The organism is Rhodococcus sp. I2R (assembly GCF_020889545.1).
GTDB lineage: Bacteria > Actinomycetota > Actinomycetes > Mycobacteriales > Mycobacteriaceae > Rhodococcoides.
The window spans coordinates 218965-241543 of sequence record NZ_JAHUTG010000003.1; the positions used below are offsets into that span (position 1 = coordinate 218965).

The 22579-nt window shown below is 61.2% G+C and carries 18 protein-coding genes; 4 read left to right on the plus strand and 14 right to left on the minus strand.

The window, feature by feature from the left end:
- Positions 1-83: 83 nt before the first annotated feature.
- Positions 84-1532, plus strand: coding sequence for an aldehyde dehydrogenase family protein (locus tag KVY23_RS04235; protein ID WP_230555429.1), 1449 nt, complete (start codon positions 84-86; stop codon positions 1530-1532).
- A 234-nt stretch (positions 1533-1766) separates the two neighbouring features.
- On the opposite strand, the gene KVY23_RS04240 is transcribed toward KVY23_RS04235, so the two are convergent.
- The 10 genes from KVY23_RS04240 to KVY23_RS04285 form a co-directional block, all read right to left on the minus strand.
- The gene (locus KVY23_RS04240; protein WP_230555430.1) at positions 1767-3146 is read right to left on the minus strand and encodes an MFS transporter; all 1380 of its coding nucleotides are present in this window, start codon (positions 3144-3146) and stop codon (positions 1767-1769) included.
- A 289-nt stretch (positions 3147-3435) separates the two neighbouring features.
- On the minus strand, positions 3436-4629 hold the full coding sequence (locus tag KVY23_RS04245) for a flavin reductase family protein (protein ID WP_230555431.1): 1194 nt from the start codon (positions 4627-4629) through the stop codon (positions 3436-3438).
- A gap of 518 nt (positions 4630-5147) precedes the next feature.
- Positions 5148-5735, minus strand: a complete 588-nt coding sequence (locus KVY23_RS04250; RefSeq protein ID WP_230555432.1) for an aromatic-ring-hydroxylating dioxygenase subunit beta — start codon at positions 5733-5735, stop codon at positions 5148-5150.
- On the minus strand, positions 5728-7026 hold the full coding sequence (locus KVY23_RS04255) for a Rieske 2Fe-2S domain-containing protein (RefSeq protein ID WP_230555433.1): 1299 nt from the start codon (positions 7024-7026) through the stop codon (positions 5728-5730). Before KVY23_RS04255 ends, KVY23_RS04250 begins: the two co-directional genes overlap by 8 nt.
- A gap of 507 nt (positions 7027-7533) precedes the next feature.
- Positions 7534-8088, minus strand: a complete 555-nt coding sequence (locus tag KVY23_RS04260) for a nuclear transport factor 2 family protein (protein WP_230555434.1) — start codon at positions 8086-8088, stop codon at positions 7534-7536.
- 150 nt (positions 8089-8238) lie between these two features.
- Complete coding sequence (locus tag KVY23_RS04265; RefSeq protein WP_230555435.1) at positions 8239-10158, minus strand: primary-amine oxidase; 1920 nt, start codon at positions 10156-10158, stop codon at positions 8239-8241.
- Between the two features lie 111 nt (positions 10159-10269).
- Positions 10270-11181 (minus strand): dioxygenase, encoded by a 912-nt coding sequence (locus KVY23_RS04270; protein WP_230555436.1) that lies wholly within the window; start codon positions 11179-11181, stop codon positions 10270-10272.
- A gap of 10 nt (positions 11182-11191) precedes the next feature.
- Positions 11192-12274, minus strand: coding sequence for a maleylacetate reductase (locus KVY23_RS04275; protein ID WP_230555437.1), 1083 nt, complete (start codon positions 12272-12274; stop codon positions 11192-11194).
- A gap of 132 nt (positions 12275-12406) precedes the next feature.
- Positions 12407-13828, minus strand: coding sequence for an APC family permease (locus tag KVY23_RS04280; RefSeq protein ID WP_230555438.1), 1422 nt, complete (start codon positions 13826-13828; stop codon positions 12407-12409).
- Between the two features lie 466 nt (positions 13829-14294).
- Positions 14295-14462, minus strand: coding sequence for a hypothetical protein (locus KVY23_RS04285; protein ID WP_230555439.1), 168 nt, complete (start codon positions 14460-14462; stop codon positions 14295-14297).
- A gap of 178 nt (positions 14463-14640) precedes the next feature.
- Between KVY23_RS04285 and KVY23_RS04290 the strand changes: the two genes are divergently transcribed.
- Positions 14641-14817: a hypothetical protein gene (locus tag KVY23_RS04290; protein WP_230555440.1), complete on the plus strand. Its 177-nt coding sequence runs from the start codon at positions 14641-14643 to the stop codon at positions 14815-14817.
- Between the two features lie 71 nt (positions 14818-14888).
- Here KVY23_RS04290 and KVY23_RS04295 read toward each other — a convergent pair whose 3' ends face one another.
- Genes KVY23_RS04295 through KVY23_RS04305 form a run of 3 tightly spaced genes read right to left on the minus strand, consistent with a single transcriptional unit; the run spans position 14889 to position 18338 of the window.
- Positions 14889-16307 (minus strand): NAD(P)/FAD-dependent oxidoreductase, encoded by a 1419-nt coding sequence (locus KVY23_RS04295; RefSeq protein WP_230555441.1) that lies wholly within the window; start codon positions 16305-16307, stop codon positions 14889-14891.
- Positions 16304-18046, minus strand: a complete 1743-nt coding sequence (locus KVY23_RS04300) for a DUF3556 domain-containing protein (protein WP_230555442.1) — start codon at positions 18044-18046, stop codon at positions 16304-16306. Before KVY23_RS04300 ends, KVY23_RS04295 begins: the two co-directional genes overlap by 4 nt.
- 31 nt (positions 18047-18077) lie before the next feature.
- Positions 18078-18338, minus strand: coding sequence for a hypothetical protein (locus KVY23_RS04305; RefSeq protein ID WP_230555443.1), 261 nt, complete (start codon positions 18336-18338; stop codon positions 18078-18080).
- Positions 18339-18506: 168 nt separating this feature from the next.
- Here KVY23_RS04305 and KVY23_RS04310 point away from each other — a divergent pair, with 168 nt between their 5' ends.
- Positions 18507-19802 (plus strand): CdaR family transcriptional regulator, encoded by a 1296-nt coding sequence (locus KVY23_RS04310; protein ID WP_230555444.1) that lies wholly within the window; start codon positions 18507-18509, stop codon positions 19800-19802.
- A 37-nt stretch (positions 19803-19839) separates the two neighbouring features.
- On the opposite strand, the gene KVY23_RS04315 is transcribed toward KVY23_RS04310, so the two are convergent.
- Entirely contained in the window at positions 19840-20772 is a 933-nt protein-coding gene (locus tag KVY23_RS04315) for an alpha/beta hydrolase (RefSeq protein WP_230555445.1), read from the minus strand.
- A 455-nt stretch (positions 20773-21227) separates the two neighbouring features.
- On the opposite strand from KVY23_RS04315, the gene KVY23_RS04320 reads away from it, so the two are divergent.
- On the plus strand, positions 21228-22412 hold the full coding sequence (locus tag KVY23_RS04320; RefSeq protein ID WP_230555446.1) for a serine hydrolase: 1185 nt from the start codon (positions 21228-21230) through the stop codon (positions 22410-22412).
- Positions 22413-22579: the final 167 nt, after the last annotated feature.

Here is a 22579-nt window from a genome sequence, read left to right on the forward strand (position 1 = left end):
GCTGCGCGCACACCCTCGTGCTGTGGCCGAACCCAGACACGGCGCGATGCTGGAGCGATCGACCCACGAAGGAGTAACAGGGCATGGTAGACACTTCCACTTTGCACACCGGTTTGTTCATCGGCGGGCAATGGCGCTCGAGCAAAGAAACATTCACAACCCGGAACCCATCGACCGGACAACCCCTCGCGGAGCTCGCCTCTGCGGACGCTTACGACGTCGACGCTGCGGTCGCAGCTGCCACCGAAGCCTTCAACGGCGAATGGGGGCGGATGGCGCCCTCGAACAAGGGACTACTGCTCAACACGTTGGCGAATCTGGTCGAACGTGACTGCGACAGACTTGCAGAACTAGAATCGGCGGACATGGGTCGTCCACTCGGCCAAAGTACCGCAATGATGATCCCCAACCTGGTCTCGACGCTGCGCTACTACGCAGGCTGGGCAGACAAGATCAACGGCGACTACATCGCCAACGACGGCTACATGGGCGCAACGACGCACGCCTACACACGACGCGACCCGCTCGGCGTCGTCGCAGCGATCGTTCCGTGGAACGCGCCCCTGATGATTCTCGGATGGAAGCTTGCTCCCGCTCTTGCCTGCGGAAATACGATCATCGTCAAGCCCGCAGAAGACGCGTCACTGTCGATCCTTCGCTTCGCCGAATTGGTCACGGAGGCAGGATTTCCGGCCGGCACCGTGAACGTGCTGACCGGAGTCGGAAAAGTTGCCGGTGAAGCACTGTCCTTGCATCCCGGCATCAAGAAGATCTCGTTCACCGGCTCCACAGCGGTCGGCCGAACCATCCTTCGAGACTCTGCTTCGAATTTCAAGCGAACAGCACTCGAACTCGGCGGCAAAGCACCACAGATCATCTTCGACGACGCCGACCTCTCGGCCGCCATCCACGGTTGTGCAATGGGACTGTTCGCCAACCAGGGAGAGGTGTGCGCCGCCGGAACACGAATCTTTGCTCATCGCAGCGTGTTCGATGCCGTCGTCGACGGAATGAAGCACGCCGCAGAGGCGCAGGTCCTCGGCGACCCGTTCGACTCGGCAACCACCATGGGACCCCTGGTCAACGAAAAGCACCGAGATCGCGTAGTCGGCTTCATCACCCAAGGCAAGAGTGAGGGCGCAGAGGTGATCACCGGCGGTTCGGCTCCCGACCGGGCAGGCTTCTTCGTCCAACCGACCGTTATGTCTGGTCACAACGACATGTCTCTAGCTCGCCAGGAAATCTTCGGTCCGGTGGGGATTATCGTGCCGTTCGACACCGACGACGAGGCAGTCGCACTGGCCAACGACAACGAGTACGGTCTCTCGGCGACGATATGGACAAGCAGTGTTTCGCGTGCACATCTGATCTCTGCGCAGATCGACGCAGGCGCCATAGCTGTCAACGGATGGTCGCCACTGGCGCCGCAGCTTCCATGGGGTGGCGTCAAGGCCAGCGGAATCGGCCGCGAACTCGGCTACGAAGGAATCCTGTCCTACACCGAACCCAAGACGATCACCATCATTCTCTGACCGCACCGAACCGACCGAGGCCCTCGACCGTCACATGGTCGAGGGCCTCGGTCGCCGTCGTCGGACACGCTCGGTCACCGGAAGATTGACCGCCAGCCATACGACACCGCCTGCCTGACGACACCACCTACACGAATGTCGATGCCCGCGTACAACAACTGCCGCGGGTCGCGACGGCTCCCTAGTAGGAGGTCCGCACGACCCGCGGCAGCGGGTGCGATCGACGGTGTCAGGTCACGGCTGCACGGCAGTCTTCTCGCGAGCCGCAACGGCCTCTCTACGTGCGGCCAAACGAACCGGAGCAGTTTCGGGTAGAACGCACAGGCTGACGAGGGAAACGACGAGCGCGCCCGCAAGGTAGTAGCCGATGTTCGACGCATCTCCAGTGAACGCGACAATACGGTTGGCGACCAGCGGTGCGATACCGCCACCGAGAACTGCGCCGACGTGGAAGGCGATACCCATTCCGGTCTGGCGCTGTTCCTTCGGGAACAGCTCAGTGAAGTACGTGTACATGGGCCCGAACAGAAATCCGGTAGCCGTGAAGCCGATCATCAGGCCTATGTTCACCGACGTCACTGTGCCGAGCTGGGCCAAGTGGAAGATCGTGAGAACAGAGGCAATTGACGCGAGTGCTCCACCTATCATCACCGGGCGGCGCCCTATCCGGTCGGACAGAAGAGCTGCGATCACGTTCGCGACACCGTGCAGGACGAGCGCCGCGATGCTTCCCCAGACGATCTCGGTGCGAGGAAGTCCCAGACCCTCGGGGGCCTCGGCAGTGGCGTAGGACAACATGAATATGGCGAGAACGAATGTCGTGGAGTTCAATCCGATGTTCACCCCCGCGGCGAGGATGAGCCGTCTCCAATTGCCCTTGACCACGGCTCGGAACGGGGCCTGCTTCCGAATTGCCTCCTCGCCACGCTCGGACACCATCCGCTGGAAGACCGGACTCTCGTGGACGCCCTTTCGAACCCACAGACCCATGACCAGAACGAGTCCGCCGAAGAGGAACGGCAACCGCCACGCCCAGTCCTGCACGGTGTCTGCTGGCAGCAGCAACACCAGGGCGAACGTCGCGTTCGCAAGAATCGTGCCAACCGGCGAACCGAGCGCGGTGAAGACACCGTAACGGGCACGCTGATGGTCCGGAGCGTGCTCGATGGCCAGCACTGCAGCGCCGCCGGTCTCGCCACCACGGCTGAGGCCGTGCACCAGCCTCAACAACACAAGGCATACCGGTGCCGCAACACCCACCTGGGCGTACGTGGGAAGTAGTCCAATCAGCAAGGTTGCCGCACCCATACCGAAAAAGGTCAGCTGAAGCGCGCGCCTCCGACCGTAGGTGTCTCCCACCCATCCGAACAACACTGCACCCAGCGGTGCCATGAGAAATCCGACTCCGAAAGTAGCGAGACCCATGAAGGTTCCGAACCAAGCGTTGCCCGTCCGGAAGAACGTATCGGTGAACACGAGCGCAGTCGCCGTACCGTAGATGGCAAAGTCGTAGAACTCCAGCGAGGTTCCGACACCACTGGCGAACGCGATCCGCCCGAGGCTCGAACGCTTCGGAGGGGAGTTCGGATCTGTCGAAGAGAGATTCTCGGACATGCTGTTCAATCCTGTTCGATTCGTGGGTCACCGGACAATGGAGGATGCCTGCGGCGGGACACTTGGTATCTTGTGCCAGTCGGCCGGAATCTTCAGCGCGAGTTCACGTAAATAAGGGTTCCTGTACACACCGTGGGGTCGGCGCAAAAGGTTCCTGGCGAAGTTCCCGCCAGTGCCGGACGAATCATGTTGTGCACGAACGACAAGTCGACCATGATCTGTTCGATCGACCAGCAGGGCGCCCGCCACGAACCACGATGCCGGTGAAGGACGCTCTGCTTCCCTACCTTCAGGACGAGACCGAAGTCTTCACTTCCAGCACTTCTACTACCTTTCGCGCGCGGTTCAGCCAACCTTCGATATCCGCCTTCGTCGCCCCGAAAGGTAGCTGCGCCAACCGGAGGGTGCCCGAGTACGCCCCGTTTCGATCACGTACGGGAAGCACGAGAGATCCGAGATCGTACGTTTCTGCGTCTTCGAACTCGCGCACTCGATAGTCCACGACCGTGTGGGCCATCGACTGGCGAATGCTACGTTCCTGAGACGGTGTAAGCCTGCCTGTCGCATACTCATTGGTGGCAGCTCGCAGACCGTCGTACGCAGACCGACCCTCCTCGGCGGGCAGCAACGAGAACACGTAGCCGTGCTCGGCCAAGAAGTGCAGCCGCTCGCGGTGAACTTCTTTGAGCTCGTCGTCCACTCCCCGCAAGCGTTCGACCCACTCGTCCTGCCGCTCCGGCGGTTGAGCGAAGTAGTAGGAGTCGCCGACAGGTGGGACCATCGGTGCGCGTTTACCGAAATCACCGCCGACTTCGATGCCAGGGCCCGCAGCGGACAGAACAGCCGCGACCTCGTCGGGACTCACAGTCGTGTAGACCGTGACTTCGCAACCGACCGTTGATGCAAGCTCTTCCACCTCGAGACGCGCCGAGTGCGCGGAGTGAATCGCCGGCAGGATTTCATGGTCCATGCGCGCCATCAGCGACGTACACACGAAGCTGCCATAGCCGCCCTGGAAAAAGATGAGTGGCGACACAGCATTGGTGACCGACATGTCCTCGACTGAGCACAACACGATCCAGTGGTCGCCGGCTTCGACGATGTCGAAGATGCAAGTATCGATCCAGGCCACGGAGTCGTCGAGAACGGGATTGCCGAGCGGCGAGCGATGCCATTCGATACCGTCGAGTTTGTTCTCCCACCTGCGCGCGATCGTCAGCACAGCGTCTTCTTGCTCTCCACCAAGGATATTGATGCACAGAGACGAGCATTCGCGCATCTTCGAGAACGTACGCGAGGTCTTCATCGGCATGAAGGATACAAGCGGAGGATCCAGCGAAACCGAACTGAAAGTACCCACGACCATCGCGAGAATCTCGCCATCGTCGTCGCACCCCGTGACGACGACCACCCCTGTCGGGTAATGGCCCATCACTTCACGCAGAAGTTGCGCATCCACTGATGCGGCTGAAGTTTCGGACATGTCGAAGTTCCCATCCATTCGTCGAAATGCTCGCTGCACGAACCCGTTCCCGGGTAACGAAACATGCGCTGGATATGCGATGACGATATGATTCGAATCCGCCTGCGACAATTGGAGATTCCCTTACCGACAGTGGTGTGAACTGCCGCGAGTGATCACGCACCCCGCGACACCCATCCGGAGAACTGACGCACGAAACTGTGGGATATGTCGTTCTTGCCGCGGATCGGACACGCGACACTGCCGTAGTTGGGCATCACTTCTTGACACTCGGAGGAATGTCCGTTCTGCAGAACCGCCGCCAGTTCCGACTCCAGTTCTCGCACTTCCACACCTTCGCGAGGTGGACCGCATGAGGCCGTGCTTCTCGTAGCCAGCCAGGACTGCATCGCGTTCACGGCGATGGGCGAGAAGTACCTTGCCCGACGCAGAACATGATGTCGTGACCGAGTTCGAAGATTCGAAGTCCCGAGCACCCTTCATATTCCCGCCCCTACGGCTACCCGTCTCTCACATCATCAGAGCAGAAATCCGGCGGCCGGGACCTCGTCCTTGCCGTCGATCAATCGAACGATCTTGCGCTCGATTCGATCGTCCTGCGGAGTCGGTCCGAGCGCAATGGTGAAATCGACGTTCGCACACCAGATATCATGGTTCCCACGCTTGTAGGCAATGAGTGTCTGGCCGAGACGAAGCTCGACCGACTTGTCGGTCACGACACTGGGAACGACACGTCCGGTCGTCCGCACTGTGATCGCAGAGTCGACCGCAGCGATGGCATATCCCTCCGTCATGCGTGTCACACGAAGCGCACGCATCCTCGCGTCGTCATAGACCATGTTCAGTGTGTTGTCGAAATCCAGCGCGTTCGGGTCGATCGGGATGATGTAGTGGCCGGTCTCGGTATACAGGGCCTGCCACTGATGATAGTTCTTGTGGTCGAGGAGCTCGGCCTCACGAGCGATCAGATCGAGGCTCCGGACCACACGCTCGTCGCTTGTCGGCACCATTGCAACCGGAAGATCGCGGACATCGACGCCCGGTGCCCACGCGCCCGGCTTGGGTTTCGGCTTGCGTACTGGGGCATCGGCACGGAGGTCAGTCATTGCTCATCATCTCTTTCCACTGGGCGTAGGCCGAACGCATGCCGGTCTCGTCGGTGACATGCGAGGTGGACCAGCCCTCGCTCGACTGGGTCTCGCGCCCGATCCCGCGGTTGACCATGATCGGGAGATCAGGTCCGCCGGTAGCACCGCGCTGCACACGGTCCCACCCTTCGGCATCGTCCGGCGTACCGAACCCGAAGGGACCCTGGAAGTGCTCGTGCACCCTCAGTCGCTCGCGGTTGACGGGGTCGACGATCTCTGCCGGCCCATCCGGGCCAAGGGCGACGTGTTCGATGTAGGTCTCGTCGACGGAAATCGGCCGCAGCACGCGCAGGAACGAAATCGACATCGATACATTGGGGAACAGATTCAGATTGAATCCGGTACCGTGCATCGCGCGCACCAGTTTGCGCACGGCGGCATCGTCGAGGCCCTTCGACTTCAGCTCTGCGACAAGACCGTCGAACCGCGCCTGTAGCGGTTCCGAACCGTCGTCGATGTCCAGATCCGAGTGTTCGGGGACCATCTGCATTACCGAATGACCGTTCGTCAAATCATGAGTGGTGCAGGATGAGTCGTTCATGAAGCTCATCATGTCGGCGGTCTCCGAGTCCACCGACGCCATCCACGAGCGGTGCACGATCGGGAAGTGGTAGCCGTCGGTTGTATTCTCCAACTGAATTTTCCAGTTTCCCCGAAACTTGAAGCGATGTGTTCCGAGGACTTTCAACGGGTAGCCACCGCCCTGCTTGAAGAAGTTGTCCATCCAACCTCGCGCGTCTCCGAGGAACTCCTCCAACGACTCGGCATCCTGGTCGAAGGTCGCAAAGACCATCCCGCAGTACGACTCTGTACGCAACTGACGTAGACCCATTCCTTCTTTGGTCATGACGCCCTCGTAGCCCTCGGGATACGGGATGCCGCGCAATCGGCCATCGAGCGCGTAGGACCAAGCATGGTACGGGCAGGTGAAGCCATTCGCTTCACCGGTTCGAGCTTCACAGACACTGGCACCGCGATGGCGACACCGATTCAACAACGTGTTGATCTGGCCTTTCCGGTCGCGAGCAACGATGACCGGCTGCCCACCGACATGAGTCGTCTTGAAGCTACCGGCGCTAGGGATCTCGCTCTCGTGAGCAACCCACACCCAGGTCTTCTCGAAGATTTTCTTCATCTCCATGTCGAAAATATCCGGATCGGTGTACATCCTTCCGGCAACCCGATCCGAAGATACGAGATCCGCCGGTGCGAGTTCGTAGACGTTGTCCGGTGTGAATTCGATGGTCATGTTCTGTACTCCAAAAAGTCGAAGGTAGGGCACTCAAGGCAAAACCGCTGACATCCCACTCCTTGACAATCGTCACCTGGCCTGGACGCAGCAGCGCGACTCTGGGGAGACCCGGTGCCGCTTCATCGACCAGTCCGACACCGATGTAGTCCGCCGCATGCAGCCGCTGGCGAACTACCACCGTCCGCGCACGATGTAGCGACCATCCACCAAGGACGCGCTGGAAGCGGGAACACGCCTCCGGAATTGACGACATCGGTTCCGTCTCTGTGGATCTCGGCCTGCGTGTCTATCGGCAGCGCACCGAAGTACGTCAACGCAGAAACGAACGCGACAACCCAGCCGGTGGAGGACTCTTGCATCAGGGGCGACATGACAGTAGTGGACTCCTCACGAAGGCCGCAGAATATCCTCCTGCGGTACCTGTCTCCAGCCTATGAGCAGTCGGTCGACCAGCCAATCAGCAATGCCACATCGGAACGTAGGTGATTCCTTTACGTGAACACACTACGGTTTCAGAAGCACCGATGCGCTCGGGTAGGCCTCGGCGAAATTGTCAGGCAGCGCCGCGACGAACACGTTCTCGGTACGTGTTCTCGAAATGAGCCACTTGCCACCAACTCTACGAAACGCGTTGTTCAGGCGGCTCGAGCGCAACAGCGATCTACCGTCGGAGAACAGCCACGGCTGCATGTGAATCCACTGACCTTCTGCCACGTCGCCATCGACATAGATCTGCTCCGAAGTCAGGTAATGAGCGTTGAGCAAGAGCGCTGGATCGGTCTTTTCACCCCAGAACCGGTTGAAGTGCGCACGGAGGGCATCTTTGCCCTCAACTCGACCGAACTGATTGTCGTAGTACTCGCCCACGCCTTCCCACACTGCATCTTCGGTGTAGAGATCGAGAATCAGTTCGATACGCGTCGCATCGTCCTCGACACCGAACTCCGGGCATGGCGTATCGCACAGAAACATATACCGTGCCTGTGCGCGCCGGATGTCTGCCTCGGACTCCAGCACCTCGATTCGAGCTGCAAGTTGGGCAATCGTGGGTTCGGTCATCAAGACTCCTAGGTAGTCAGTGAGTGGACAGTATGTGCCCACCTCGTGTTGTGGCGGTTGTCTACGCTTGCGCTAGCAGGGTGGACGCTGGTCGAACCGGTGGATGTACACAAATCCCATTCCGGCGCCCTCCTCGGATGGTTGACGACATCAGTGGCAACATGATCCGTTGTCCGATTCCGCTGCCTCGCTGGGCATCTCACGCCGATCGGGAACATCCATTGCAGGACTGCGATCGAAGAAGTTGTTCGGTACGAGCATGAAGCTCGCGACCTCGGTCGGCATCACCGGCCAGTCCTCCGAGCGTGGGATGTGAGTGACACCGACGGTGTGCCACAAGACCAGATCTGTGTTCCTCACATCGCGGTTTGCGGACGTCCACTCGGGCAGTCCGGCGCCCGAGCGATCCGAGTTCGGATGATCACCGGCCGAATGCATCTCGTCCGGCGAATAGGGGGTAACCCAGATGTTCTTGGTGGCGAACCCCGCCCGGGTGGCCATGAGTGACGGCGCCTTCGCGATCAGCGTATCCGACGCCCAACCGGGGAGAAGCTTGTATCCGACCGGCAAGCCCCACTTGTTCTTCTTGTTCGGATTCACCACGGTCCAGCTTCGAGAAGTCTGCGGATTGGTGACGCCGTCACCGTCCTGTTCGCGCTCGATCGGGGTCTTCGTCACCGCGATCGCGTTACCGTACGGGTTCGCTTCGCCGACTGGTGCGCTGTCCACGTCGTTCTGGAACACTGAATTCTCCGGCCCGTCGACCTCCATGTCGAGTCGAAACGAGAACAGGTGCTGATGGTATGTCGCAGCCAGGTTGGGCGCCACCGGTGTGGCGTGCGAGGGCAGATCGCCGTCCGCGTACGAGATCGTCTGCACGATGCCCATCAACTTGACGTCGATCTCCACGTGAGCGTCCTGGAAGAAGTTCCAGTAGAAGCCATAATGGTAGTTCCCGACGGTCGCAATGAAGCTGACGACAAGTTTTCGAGATCTCCGGACATCAACGTTGCCCGTCACCCAGTCGGTGTGCTTCCACAGAATTCCTGCGTCCTCCTCGTGAATACAAATCGCATTCTCGATCGTCACCGGATTACCGTCGTCGTCGGCCATGACGGCATCGAGATACGTGATCTCGCCCAGGCAATCACACCCTAGGACGAGTGAGTTCGCCATCTTGCCGAGACCGTACTCGCCCGCGTCGAATGCACTGCGGAAGTAGTGCGCCGATTCTGGAATTCCGTAAGGCACGATCATTTCGGCAAGGGAGCCCCTGTGCATGATCGAGCGGTACTCGTCAACGTCTTTGTATTCCAAACCTGAGATTACCAAGCCGTCGAGTGGGTGCATGTTGATTCGAAAACGCCACTTCTGCCAGGACATCGCCGGCCCGTCGAGCGAGAAGCCGGGGCCTGCCGGCTGAGCGATCGCGAGTGGCTTGATATCGGTGCGCATTGGTCCATTGTGTTCAGCGGTGTAGTTGTCACATGTGGTATTCATGGGTTTGACACCGTGATCCTCGACCGCAAAGACTTCCTCGCGCACTGTGTCCACAAGAAGCACGAGCCCCTCGACTGGATGTGCGTATGCGTTGTCCTCCGCGAAATGCCGGTAGTAGACCACACAGGCCCAAATGCGTCGGCCGGTGAGATCGAGATCGCTGCGGTTTCCCACTCCAAAAGGGTCCAACTGCACCAGAGACAGATCGGTGATGCCGCGCTTGGCGAGTGCCTCGACGAATCGAGCATCCGACCGTGCGACTTCGTCCATGATCCGCACTTCGTCGCCGAGTAGCTGCGCGCCGCCATCGGTCAACTGTTCCGAACTCACGACCGACCGGGTTTCGAGATCGACGAGTACATCGAAGGTTGCGGCGGACGTGCGGTCCAGCACGAGTGCACGGGCTCGGCGGGTCACCGTCCTACCGGAGCGGACATCGGCCTTGTCGGGCTCGTGCGCGAATACTGAGCCGAAGCCGGGACGTTCGCCGCCGATACCCGCTCCACGCACAACCGACGCGACCGTGCTGATTTCGTCCGCCGTCAAAGCGTCGAACAGCGAGCTGTACATACAGGAATTCCTCTCACGTGCCACACGGAGCAATCGTGCATTCGATATCGGTCTCACGATGCCACGAGATGACGTTGGTGGTACAGGTGTCGGTCGGCTGACCGAACCGAATTACTTCTGTGCAGTGCCGCCGGCAGTGTCGCTCGGTGCCAACACAATGTCGAAGCGAGTGCTGAACCATTGAACCTGGCCCAGATTGCGACCGTCGGGCGTAGCCTCGCCTGCAGCGTGCCGCACGAACGTCTTGATCAGTGAATCCTTGACCCCGAAAACGCTGTCGCCGGTCGTGATCTGCGGATCGCCCTCGACGAATATGTGAGTGACCAGTGTCCGCAGGCGAGGCGCACTGACCATGAAGTGCACGTGAGCCGCCCGTAGTGGGGATCGCTTCGTCACCGACAGCAGCGAACCGACCGGGCCGTCGGCGGGTATCGGATACGGCACGGGCTTGAGTCCCCAGAAGCTGTATTCGCCGTGGTCGTTCGAGTAAAGGTACGACCGACCTGCCATCCGCTCGTCACCGTACTGAACGTCGTAAAGTCCATCCTCGTCGCACTCCCATACCTCGATTCGCGCTCGGGGTACAAGATTTCCATCGGTGTCGGTGATCGTGCCCTCGAACCAGCACAGCTCGCCCGCAGCGCCGTGCGTGATGTCACCCCCGATGGGCACCTCGGGAGCATCGTCGAGAAAAAACGGCCCGAATACTGTGGCCTCCGTGGCATTGTGGACAGCCGGATTGGAGACCGCGATTGTCTGCATGGACACGCCGAGCACATCGGAAAGCAGAATGAACTCTTGACGCTTGTCGTCGGTAATATCGCCCACCGCCGTCAGGAATTCGATCGCCTTCGTCCACTCTGCCTCGGTCAGCCGTGTCTCGCGAACGAAAGCATGCGCGTGTTCGACCAAGGCACCGAGCAACTCGCGAAGGCGCGGGTCGTCCGTTCCTTCGAACGAGGACACGACGCGGTCGGTGAGATCTCGCTCGATACTTATCTGCTCGGCGGTATTGTTCGGCATTACTCTCCCGTTATTTCGGTGGAATCATCTGCGGTAGCGGTGCGCCCGCCCATGCCGCAGACAGAAGCTCGGTGAGGTTCTCGATGGTTACCGGCATTGGATTCGTCGCAGGTGCCACGGACAACGTTTGCAAGGCGAGCTCGCCAATGACGCTCTCCGGAAGCCCCAGCGCGTCGAGCGAGCGGGGTGCATCGAGGAGGACGCGCAGATCCTCCAGCGCACGCGCCGCATCGACCTCAGCGCCGTCCGACAACGCCCGTGCCAAGCGGGTTGCCAGCACGGGGACAGACGGAGAATTGAACGCGAGGACATACGGAAGGATCACCGCGTGCGTCTCCGCGTGCGGAAGACCGTACGTTCCACCGAGAATATGGCAGATCTTGTGATGCAGTGCCGGCCCCGAGGATGCGAACGCAATTGCAGATAGATACGTTCCGTACAGCGCGGAAGAACGGGCCTCTTCATCGGCGGGGTCGACGACGATCCGCCGAAGCGATTCGCTGATGGCACGTGTCGCTTCCAACGCCAGAGCGCGGTTTATGGGATCCGCTGCCGGTGCCCACAACGCGTCCACCGAGTGCGCCAATGCGTTCAGGCCGCTGGCAACCGACAGTGGCACCGGCAGTGACCTGCTCAGATCCGTGTCGTACACGATGGAGGTGGGAAGAACCGCTGCGGACACTCCAGTCCGCTTCACACCCTCGTCGGTAAGACCCCAGACGTTGGTTCCTTCGGAACCCGAGTAGGTCGTGGGTACCGCCACGATGGGCAGTTCCTCCGTCAGAGCAACCGCTTTTGCCAAGCCTGTCGCCGAACCGCCACCCACTGCCACCAAAAGGTCGACGGCATTGTCCCGGGCGACCCCTCGGATCCGTACAGCGTGTTCGAGAGGCACGTGTTGACGCACGTCGTCGATCCGAACCACGTTTTGGAGTACGTCGGTCAGGCGCGCTGCGAGCGCATCCTCTCGTGGCGACGCGATCAGCATCACTTTTCGAGCCCCCAGACGCCTCGCCTCCGCGCCCACGTGCTCGACAACCAGTCCTTGCCCGAACAGCACCCGTTGGCCCAATGTGTCGTGAACGAACTTCATCGCGACTCCCTCATTCCGCCGAAAGCCGAACTCGACTGTGCGACAGTGGCGTCAGGATCTGATCGCGTAGAGTCAGCGACAGTCGAGTGATACTCCTGGTGGGTTTCCTTCGACCGGATCCGCACTGCCTGCTCACGACTTACCATGATCGGACCTGCTGCGATCGATACTCACCCCGCCGACGAACACAACGACGATCGATCCGAGCAGAACGACAGCGATGAAGGAGGAACCTCCGATCAACGTCGTGAAATTGCTGAGTACGAGCGCCAGTATGCCCAGCAGACCCATCGCGCCCAGCACCGGAGCTATCCGCGTGTGCCACCGACGATCGTCCTCTGCGCACTTCCGGAAGAACACGATCACCGACGCGCTCACGAGAATCATCAACACCAGTATGCACACCGTGGACACTCCGGACATCCAACTGAAAATCTGCCGGATGGGATCGGCACCGCCCAGAGCGAACGCTGCGAGCACGACAAGCGCGGACACGGTCTGCACTGCCGAGCCGAAGTAAGGGGAACCATGACGGCCGTGGGTTCGACCGAGGCGGGCCGGCAGTATGCCCTTCCGTCCGAGGGAGTACAGGTAGCGCGCAATGGCGTTGTGGAAAGCCAGAAGCGCCGCGAACAAACTGGTCAACAGGAGAACGCTCACCGTCTCCGACGCCGCCGCGCCCAAGAAACGACCTGCAGTGTCGAAGACCAATCCCGACGTGTTCTCCTGCGCGGCATCGACGACTGCAACGTTGCCGTTGGCAAGCACGATCGTCCAGCTTGCAAAGGCGTAGAACACCGCGATCAGGACGATGGCGCTATAGGTCGCTATCGGTACCGTTCGCTTCGGATTGCGTGCCTCCTCTCCGTAGATTGCCGTCGCCTCGAAGCCGACGAACGAGGCGACGGCGAACATGATCGCGATCCCTGGTGAGCCGTCGAAGAAGTTCTGCGGAGCAAACGAATCGAACTCGATTCCAGACCACCCGATCTTGGCCAGGATGGCAATCGACAGAACCAGGACCACCGCGACCTCCAGGACCAGCAGCACACCGAGGACCTTCGCGCCCAGATCGATGCTTCGATATCCCAGTAAGGCGACGACGGCCACGAGCACTGTTGCCCACACCCACCACGGCAGCGCCGGACCACCCCAGCCGACGACGAGATCGCCCAGTGTCGTCGCTGCCAGAGCATAGATTGCGATCTGAATAGCGGTGTACCCCAGCAGCGCCAAGCCGGCACCGCCTGTGCCGATTCGGCGTCCCAGGCCGGCTGTCACATACGCATAGAAAGCGCCCGCGTCGACCACGTACCGACTCATTGCCGAATAGCCGACACTGAACAGGAGAAGCACCACTGCGGTCACGACGTACGTCATCGGAGTCGCCACACCGTTGCCGATGGCCAACATGACCGGAAGCGCTCCACCGATTGCGGTCAGCGGGGCGGCTGCGGCAACGACGAGAAGAACGACTCCGAATACTCCAAGTGTTCCTCGAAGTCGGTGCCCCTCACGTTCTCGCTCCGGAGCAGTGATGGGTAATTCACTCATGGTTGACCTCGATTGTGGATGTCGACTGGAACGAGCTATGACTGTGAGGGAGAGATTCAACTGAAGGGCCAAAGTGTCTGTGATCGGCCTGCGGACGGTGCAGAGTCCGGCGAACCCCCCGGATTTCTTGCACGGGTTCTCGAAGAACGCTCGGTATGACCTAGGACACCTTTGTCTGACAAAAAACGACCATACTCACTTCTCTACATCACGCCAACTGTTTGCGTGATGTCTGCGGCTCGGATCAAGCAATACACCGCTATCCGTTGCGAAACAAAGCGTTTCGGTCAGGAAACCCCAAGGGGAGTAAAGGAATCCCCGATAGTGATCGAGTGTCGAGAAGCGGAGAATCGTAAGCCACTGCAGAATCGAACACAGTGAGCCGCTGGCAGTCAGGAGGGATCTATGCCGCTCGTTGCGTGCGGCACGCATCGCGCGTCCAGTCGGCGTGCCGCGGAATGACCCTTCATGTCGCAGCAAGCACAGTCGGCGTCCTGGGATCCTTGATCCCGCTGATGCACAGGGCAATTCGAGCTGGCGCGGGCATGATCGGACATGCGGCAATGGCGGTCGCGATGACCCTGATGCTGGCAGCGAGCTTGGCACCCTCGGCTGCGGTGTGGTGCATCGTCATCCAGGTTTCGGTGTGCACAGCGGCGGCATGGCACTTGACCGCGACTCACACCACTTCTACGCAAAGCGCGCGATGCATCGTCGACCTCGTTGCGATGAGTGCAGCAATGCTCGCATCACCGTTCGCCCCACACACCGTGCACCCGTCAACGACAGTGCCACAACTACCACATGTGTCGATGCATTCCACGACCCCGACGCATCTTGGTCTCGCGGTCCTGATCCTATGGGCGGCGGCTTCGGCGGCGCTCGTGGTATCGGACAGAGTGCTCGTCGACGGCGGCGTGAAGCGGGTCGAAACCGCAGGGTCGTTTCTCATGATGACCGCCATGGGAGCGATGATGATCGAGAGATGAACCATCCCGGGTTTCTTTGCCGCTCCCGGGACGGGCACCTGTGACAGGCGAACCCGATCCAGGTCGATTGCTTACCTCCCGGCTACCTTGCGGAGCGCCGCCTGGGCAGCGTTGTACCCGCCCATTCCGTGTACCCCTCCCCCTGGAGGGGTTGCTGCCGAACAGATGTAGACCCCGTCGATGCCGGTCCAGTACGGGTTGATGCTCACACGCGGGCGCAGTGCGACCTGGCCGGGATCGTTCGAGCCGGTGACGATGTCGCCGCCCACGTAGTTGGGGTTGTACGTGGGCATCTGCGTGGTCGATCGGACAGCGCGCGCGACGATGCGTTTACGGATCCCCGGGGCGAAGCGTTCGATCTGATCGATGATCACCTCGCTGGCGTCACCGGTGTAGCCGTTGGGGACGTGGGCGTAGGTCCAGATCGGATGGATATTGCCCTGCGAGCGGGTGGGGTCGGCCAAGTACTGCTGGCCGAGCAGGACGAACGGCTTTCGCGGCATGATTCCTCGATGGACGTCGCGTTCGGTGGCGGCGACCTTCTCGAAGGTGCCACCGAGATGAACGGTTCCGGCGCGCCGCGCACTCTCGTTCGTCCAGGGAATACCGTCCTCGACGGCGAGGTCGAGCTTGAAAGCGCCGGGTCCGTAGCGCCATCGACGGTAGGGCCGTGCCACCCTCCTCGGGAGGGCATCACCGGCGATCTCGACAATCGCGGTCGGTGACAGATCGAGCATCACGATGTCACTCGGCGGAATCTGCTGCAGCCGAGTCACTCTGATGCCGGTTTCGACCTTTCCGCCGTGCTCGGTGAGCACCGACGCGAGGGCATCGCTGATCGCGCGAGAGCCACCTTCGGCAACCGGCCAGCCGTACTTGTGGCCGGCGGCGATCATCATCACTCCGACGGCGGAGGTGGTCGGCCGGGTCAGTGGGTAGAGCGCGTGGGCCGCGACACCGGAAAACAACGCGCGTGCCTCGGGCGTACGGAAGCGCCGGGCGGTGAGCGATGCCGGTGCCAATGCGTTGAGTCCGAACTTGGTCAACGTGATCGGGTGTCGCGGCATGTGCAGCAGCGGCTGGAACAAGTCGGTTGCCAGGTCGTCGAAACGGTCCGACAGCGGCCCGAAGAACCGCTGCCAGGCATCACCGTCGGCGCCGAGCCCGGCCGCCGTGTCGGGGATGGACCGATGCAGCACCCCGGCGCTGCCGTTGTCGAGGGGTTGAACCGCATCGATCTCCGGATACTTCCACGTCAGTCCGTGGGCCTCGAGATCGAGACTCGCGAAGAACGGTGACGCTGCGCCCACCGGGTGCACGGCCGAGCAGTCGTCGTGCAGCACACCCGGCAAGGTCAATTCGGAGGTTCGAGTGCCACCGCCGACCTTGTCGGCCATCTCGAGGACCGTCACCTCGACGCCGGCCATCGCCAGCGTCACCGCGGCAGCGAGACCGTTGGGCCCCGAACCGACGACTGTCGCCGTAGTCACCGTTGACCCACCGCGTCGGGCACCGAGGTGACGGTCACTGGAATCGACTCCGTGTCGTCCAGCCACGACTGGCGGGTGATCATGTCGGACACCGCAACGGTTCCTTCCTCGATGACTCCGCTTGCCGCGTCGACAATTCGGTAGCTCTGGGTTCCTCGGTGCATCGGCTGCCCTTCGATCATCACCACACGGATGTCGCCGTCGGAAAAATGGCATTTGCGTTGCAGCGCTTCCAACAACTGTTGATTGTGCAGGTGCCCTTCACCGAAGTTCCAACCGAGTATCGCTCCGGCGAGGAATTCGCCCTCTCGGATGACGTATTCCTCGCGGTTGCCCACTGCCCGCGAGATCAGACCCATGTGCGCTCGTCCGTGGCTGTGCATCGACCGCCAGGCGGTGAACTTCTGCATCATGAATTCGCTGGTGTCCTCGTCGTACAGCTCGAGCAGCTGAAACTTCGTCATCGGAGCGGACTTGACGATCTCCGCTTGCAGCCGCTCCTCGACGCCGGGTCGCATGATCCACGTGTTGGTGGCCCAGTTTCCTGCGTAGTAGCGCATGCCCATGAGGAACGAGATCCACTGCGGCTTGGTTCCTCCGACAACGATGCCCGCGATCAACGCGACGACGATCAGATACGGCCAGATGCTCGTGGCGTTCCACAGTGAGTATTCGCTGCCGGAGTAGTTGCCGAACAGGAACCACGCGGCACCGATGACGAAGAGGTTCCACTCCAGGGGTACCCCGGCGGGGAAGGTCGACAGGATGAACAGGTGAAAGATGGTCAGGCCGATCAGGACCACGGTTGTCAGCGTCGAGTTCATCGAGAAGATCAGGATGGCCGGCAGGACGTACTCGATGACAGTTCCCTGATGGGCGGCGAATTTCGCGAAGGTGGACGGCCGCATGTCTTCGGGGTAGTTGCGGTAGAGCTTGCGCTTGAGCCAGGTACTCGGCAACAGCGGACTGTTGGAGATCATCACCGCCACCACGAAGGGAAAGTGATGGTTGAGCTTGGATGTCGCAGCACCCCACCAGATGGCCAGCATGACCAACTTCAGCGCGATGATCATGTCCACGAAGGGGAACAGGAAGGCGATGATCATGACGAAGTACTGATCCGAGCGGGCGGCCAGGAAGATGGTCTTGTCCCGCAGGCCGACGAGCACCAGCAGCGCGATCACGGCAATCGGGACTGCCGGTGCGAGCATGCCTGCGGCGCCGGTGCCGCCGGGCACACCGTCGGAGATCAGTCCCCAGATCAGGACTCCGAGCAAACCGGCGTACGCGATGACGTCGACGAAAGTGCGGGTGTCACCGGCCGTCAGTGGAACCCGGTTCGGCCACGGTGCCAGCCGCATCGTTCCGGGGCGCAGCCAGTAGGTGAACCCTCCGACAGGCGGGAAGAAGCGCATCGTCAACGGCCCTGAGCCGCAGCCGAATCCCATGACCTCGAACAGGACGGTGAACAGGACGAACTTCTGGAAGACAATCGGCTGGGTCCACCACGATCCGATTTCCGAGAGCGAACCCAGGCCCGGTGTCGACGAGGAGATGATCCACAGTGGGATCGTGACGTACGCGATCATCTTGATCACGTAGAACAGATAGGCACCGACGGGCGTGCCGAAACCGTGTTCGCCCCAGTGCTGTACTTGGATTTTCAGGCGTTCGAGCTGAGGGAGGCGACGCCACTGTCCGAGGTCGATATCGGGCAGGGTCGGTGACAACAGACCCATCGTGATTCCTTTCGGAGAAGGTGAATTGGGGCTACGTGGAGACTGCGGGTGCGACCAAACGTCGGCGCAGCGAGGGCTTGTCGATCTTCCCGACGGGATTCTTGGGCACCTCGTCGACGAAAATGGTGTCGACGGGCCACTTGTACTTCGACAGAGAGCGTTGGACGTGCGATTCGATGTCGGTCTCGGTGAGGGTGGCGTCTCGATTCGACAGCGATGCTCGATCGTCGGCGATGGCGGCCGCGTCAGGAGAGATCGCCGCGCGGTGATCGAGAAGGTCGGGCAGGTGCATGGGGATCCTTCACTGGAGGAAGCGGTCGCCACAACGCTATGGGCATTTTGTGACGCAGGCCATATCTCCCGACAATGAAGTTTCGGGCCACGTTTGTCTCCGGGAGACAAGAGGCGGAACCAGAGAAACGGTCAACAGCAGATTCACGGACGGACTATTGTCGATATCGTGCAACCGCCGCTGATCAACGTTCATGCCGAGTCTGCAGTCGAAGCTGTCGTCGCGTCCGTCATTGCCGAGATGAGCGCGCACCTGGTCGAGGAGTCGCGCAACATTCGTGCGGTTCTCGAACGTGAGATCGCAGAGCTGGGTGAGGACAGTCAGCTGCTCGAACTGCTCGGTGCGAGTATCGAGGGCAACGTCGACACCGTCTTTCATGTCTTGCAGCACGGCATCACGGCGGACCATCTGCATGCGCCCTCCGCTGCGATGGAATATGCCCGCAGGCTCGCCCAGCATGCGATTCCCGTGACCGCGCTCGTGCGTGCCTACCGGCTCGGCCAGACCACGCTGTTGGATCGAATCTTCGCCAGACTTCAGGCGTCTTCCATCGATCCCATTCTCGGACTGAAGGTTTCGCACCACATCGTTTCGATCAGCTCGGTGTACATCGACTGGATCTCGGAGCAGGTCGTCACCGCATATCAGGTCGAACACGAACGGTGGCTCGCCAATCGAAACAACGTCCGAGCAACCCGCATACGGGAGCTGCTGTCGAACTCCGGCTCGACGGACGACAACCAGGCGTCCCAGGCAATCGGGTATCAACTGGACCGCCACCACTGCGCAGCGATCTTGTGGATGGACACGCCTGAATCCGAGCACGACGGGTTGCCTGCCCTCGAGCAGTTGGCCCACCGGATGTGCGAGACGCTCGACGAGAACCCGACGCCCCTGTTCGTGGCAGCAGACAACCTGACCGCGTGGGTGTGGATACCGACCGGCCGCGGGGCGGGACGACTCGATGCGAACAGCGTCCGTCAGCTGATCGACGACAGATCCGGTTGCGCCCACGTAGCCCTGGGCACAACAGAATTCGGCAGCACGGGCTTCAGGACCTCGCATCTGCACGCGCAGCAGACCCGTTCCATGGCCCTCCTCGCTGCTCCCGGAGACCGCATCGTCACCTCGTACGAGGATCCGGGCCTGGCATTCAGTGCATTGGCAAGCGCGGACCTGGCCCGCTCCCGTCAGTTGATTCGGGACACTCTCGGCCCACTTGCCGACGACACCGACCTGGCGCGGCGGCTACGCGAGACGCTCCGCGCCTTTTTCGACCATCAGTCCAGCCACAAGGCAACAGCGCAGACACTCCACCTGCACTACAACACGGTGAAGTACCGAGTCAAGAGCGCCGAACAGATGCTCGGCCACCCGATCGCCGGGCATCGGTTCGACATCGAACAAGCACTGGTATTGCAGTCGTGGCTGGGCAGCGCGACTGATTCGCCCCGAGCCGAGTGACGCCGGGCTTTATCTGGCTTCGGGATTCGTCGATGCTTCAGGATGCGAGGGGTACCGCTGTCCTCAGGAACGCCAACTGCTCCTCGATCACCGTCGGGAACATCGGTTCCACGTAGGGGTCGAAGTGGCCGCCGGGGTGAATGTGAACGGTCACGCCTGGGATCTTCGATGCCGCCTTCAACGCGACCGAAGCCGGGGTCACCGCGTCTCCGGACATGATCTGAACGACTGCGGGGCACCTGATCGCACCTGCAGTGCGACCGGGCGAATACAAGCCGATTCTCAGGAGAATTCGTGCGGCGACATTTTCGGGATAGTCGCCGTCCTTCAGGCCGGATGCAGCAAAGAGTCGGTCGCGTGCGTCCATCGCGTCGGGGGTAGTCATCACTGCCACATCTCCCGGTCGACCCACGGAATCGATGTAGCGCGGCGACAGCCTCAGCACAGCCCGACCTTGGTCGATCACGGCAGAGGGCAGAACGCGTAGCGTGCTGCGAAGGCCCGTTGCCCGCACGGCTGCAGGACCGCTGACGTGTGGGACCTGCGCGATGACCGCCGCGAAGTTCTCGCCCGTACCGGCCAGGGTGAGGACGTGGCCACCTGCGAACGAGGTGCCCCAGCCGACGATGCGTCGGGAATCGACACCGTCCAGCGATCGGGCGTACGCGATGGCATTGCGGTAATCCTGCTGCTGCTTGGCGATATCGAGAAGCTGGCGCGGCTCGCCTTCACTGTCGCCGAAATGCCGGTAGTCGAAGACGAGGACCGTGTACCCAGCACGGGCGAATGCGTCCGCGTAGCTGTAGAGCCGGAGGGCGCGGGGAGTGCCGAACCCGTGAGCCATCACCACTGCAGGCGTGTCGGTCGTGGCCGCAGCCGGCCGGAACACCGCTACCGCACAGCGCAAGCCTTCGGAGTCGAACCATTCGTCACTGCGGGAGTATTCGGCCGGCGCGTCACTGCTAGGCATGGCGAGTCTCTCGTGTCGAAGTGAGGGCGATCCGGTGGCATCGACCGGGTCCAGCTTTCTTGATTGCTATTCAAGAAGGTAGCAGCGTCTTGAATGGTAATCAAGATTGTGTTTCGCGTGCAGGGGCTGTGCCCCCGGCCATGAGCCCTCAGTATGGCCGGGACGGGCACCAGTGACCCGCGGAACCGAAACCACTGTCGGGCCAGCTCGACGATGGGACTCGACCGAGTCCACCGACAAGACCACCGAGTCGCCAATCCCAACCGAGGTCACCAACGCGCCGACAGCTTCGACGACACCGGCACCCTCCGGCGCGCCGACGTGAGATATATGCGCCTTTCGAGTGGTCGAATCGTATGTGCACGATCTGCGCGGAAGGTAAAATTGCCCCGTCGAAGCTGACATTGCGTGAGCAGCGACTCCCACTTGACTCTGCGCACGAAGGGATCAAGCTCATGAGGTCGTCGACCCGTAGTCGGCTGCGGCGCAGTGCGATCACCGTGCTCGGCTTGGCTCTTGCGTTCTCCAGCGTCTCCTGCGGGTCGGACAATCGCAGTGGCACCGATCAGCAAACGACCGAGAAACCACTTGATGTGGCAAACGCCGATGCCGGGGCGATCGTCGATATCGTTCGCGGCAAACTAGCCGAATTCGATCTCAGCGGTGCTGTATTCGGCGTATGGCGCGGCGACGAGGAAGTCGTCGTCGGCGCACTGGGCGGATCTCCGCTGGGCGTACCCGCCACGCCTGACATGCAATTGCGTGTCGGCCAGCCCATGGAACCGATGCTGTCGACGGTTCTTTTGCAGCTCAGCCAAGACGGAACGCTCAGTCTCGACGAGCCGATCGCCAAGTGGGTACCCGACTTTCCCCGCGCCGATCAAATCACCCCGCGTATGCTCGCCAACAGCACCACCGGCATCTCGGACTACGTGACAAACCCCGAGTTTCTGAAAACGTTCTATGCCAATCCGATCGAAGGGTTCACAGCCGAGCAGATTTTCGAGTTGGCCAATGCCCGACCACCGCTGTTCGAACCGGGCACCGACTTTGCCTACGCACACAGCGATCTGTGTCTGCTCGGCGTGGTGCTCGAAAAGGCGACAGGCAAGCCCCTCAAAGAACTACTGGAGGAGCAGATTCTCGCACCGCTCGGCATGAACGAAAGCAACGTGGTGCTGACACCCCAGATGACCGAGCCGATACTGCACGGTTACACGAACGAGCGCGGCATGTTCGAGGACTCCACTTTCTGGAATCCCACGGCGTTCCTCAACAGTGGCAACATGAACTCGACGGTGACTGATATCGGCCGTTGGGTTCGCGCACTCGGTACCGGAGAATTACTGTCCGACAACCTTTTCAACGAAATGATGGCCGCCTCCACGGCAGGGCTCGGTCCGCTGACCGCGGACAGGTACTTCGCGTTCGGCACGGTACATCTCGGCAGCTGGCTCTTCATGAATCCAGCCTTCGGGGGTTACAACGGCGTTGCATTCTACGAAACCGGTTCGAAGACAACCATTGTCGTGTACGTCACGCCCGGACCGACCACCAACTCCGACATCAACAACGCCGTGCCGATCGGGAACGATATCGCTGCGCTTCTCCTCCCCGACAATCCACCGAAGGTGCCGTGAGCGAGGCGCGTCACTGCTAGGAATGGCGAGCCGGGGTCGTAGCCATGCTGGTCACGCTGGTGGCCCCGCCTGCGGCCAACTTCGGCGGGTTCGTCGGCGGAACCATCTTGGGCGTCGGGTCGGCCGTCGCACTTGCCTGGCACCGTCAGCGCAAACAAGCCCTCACG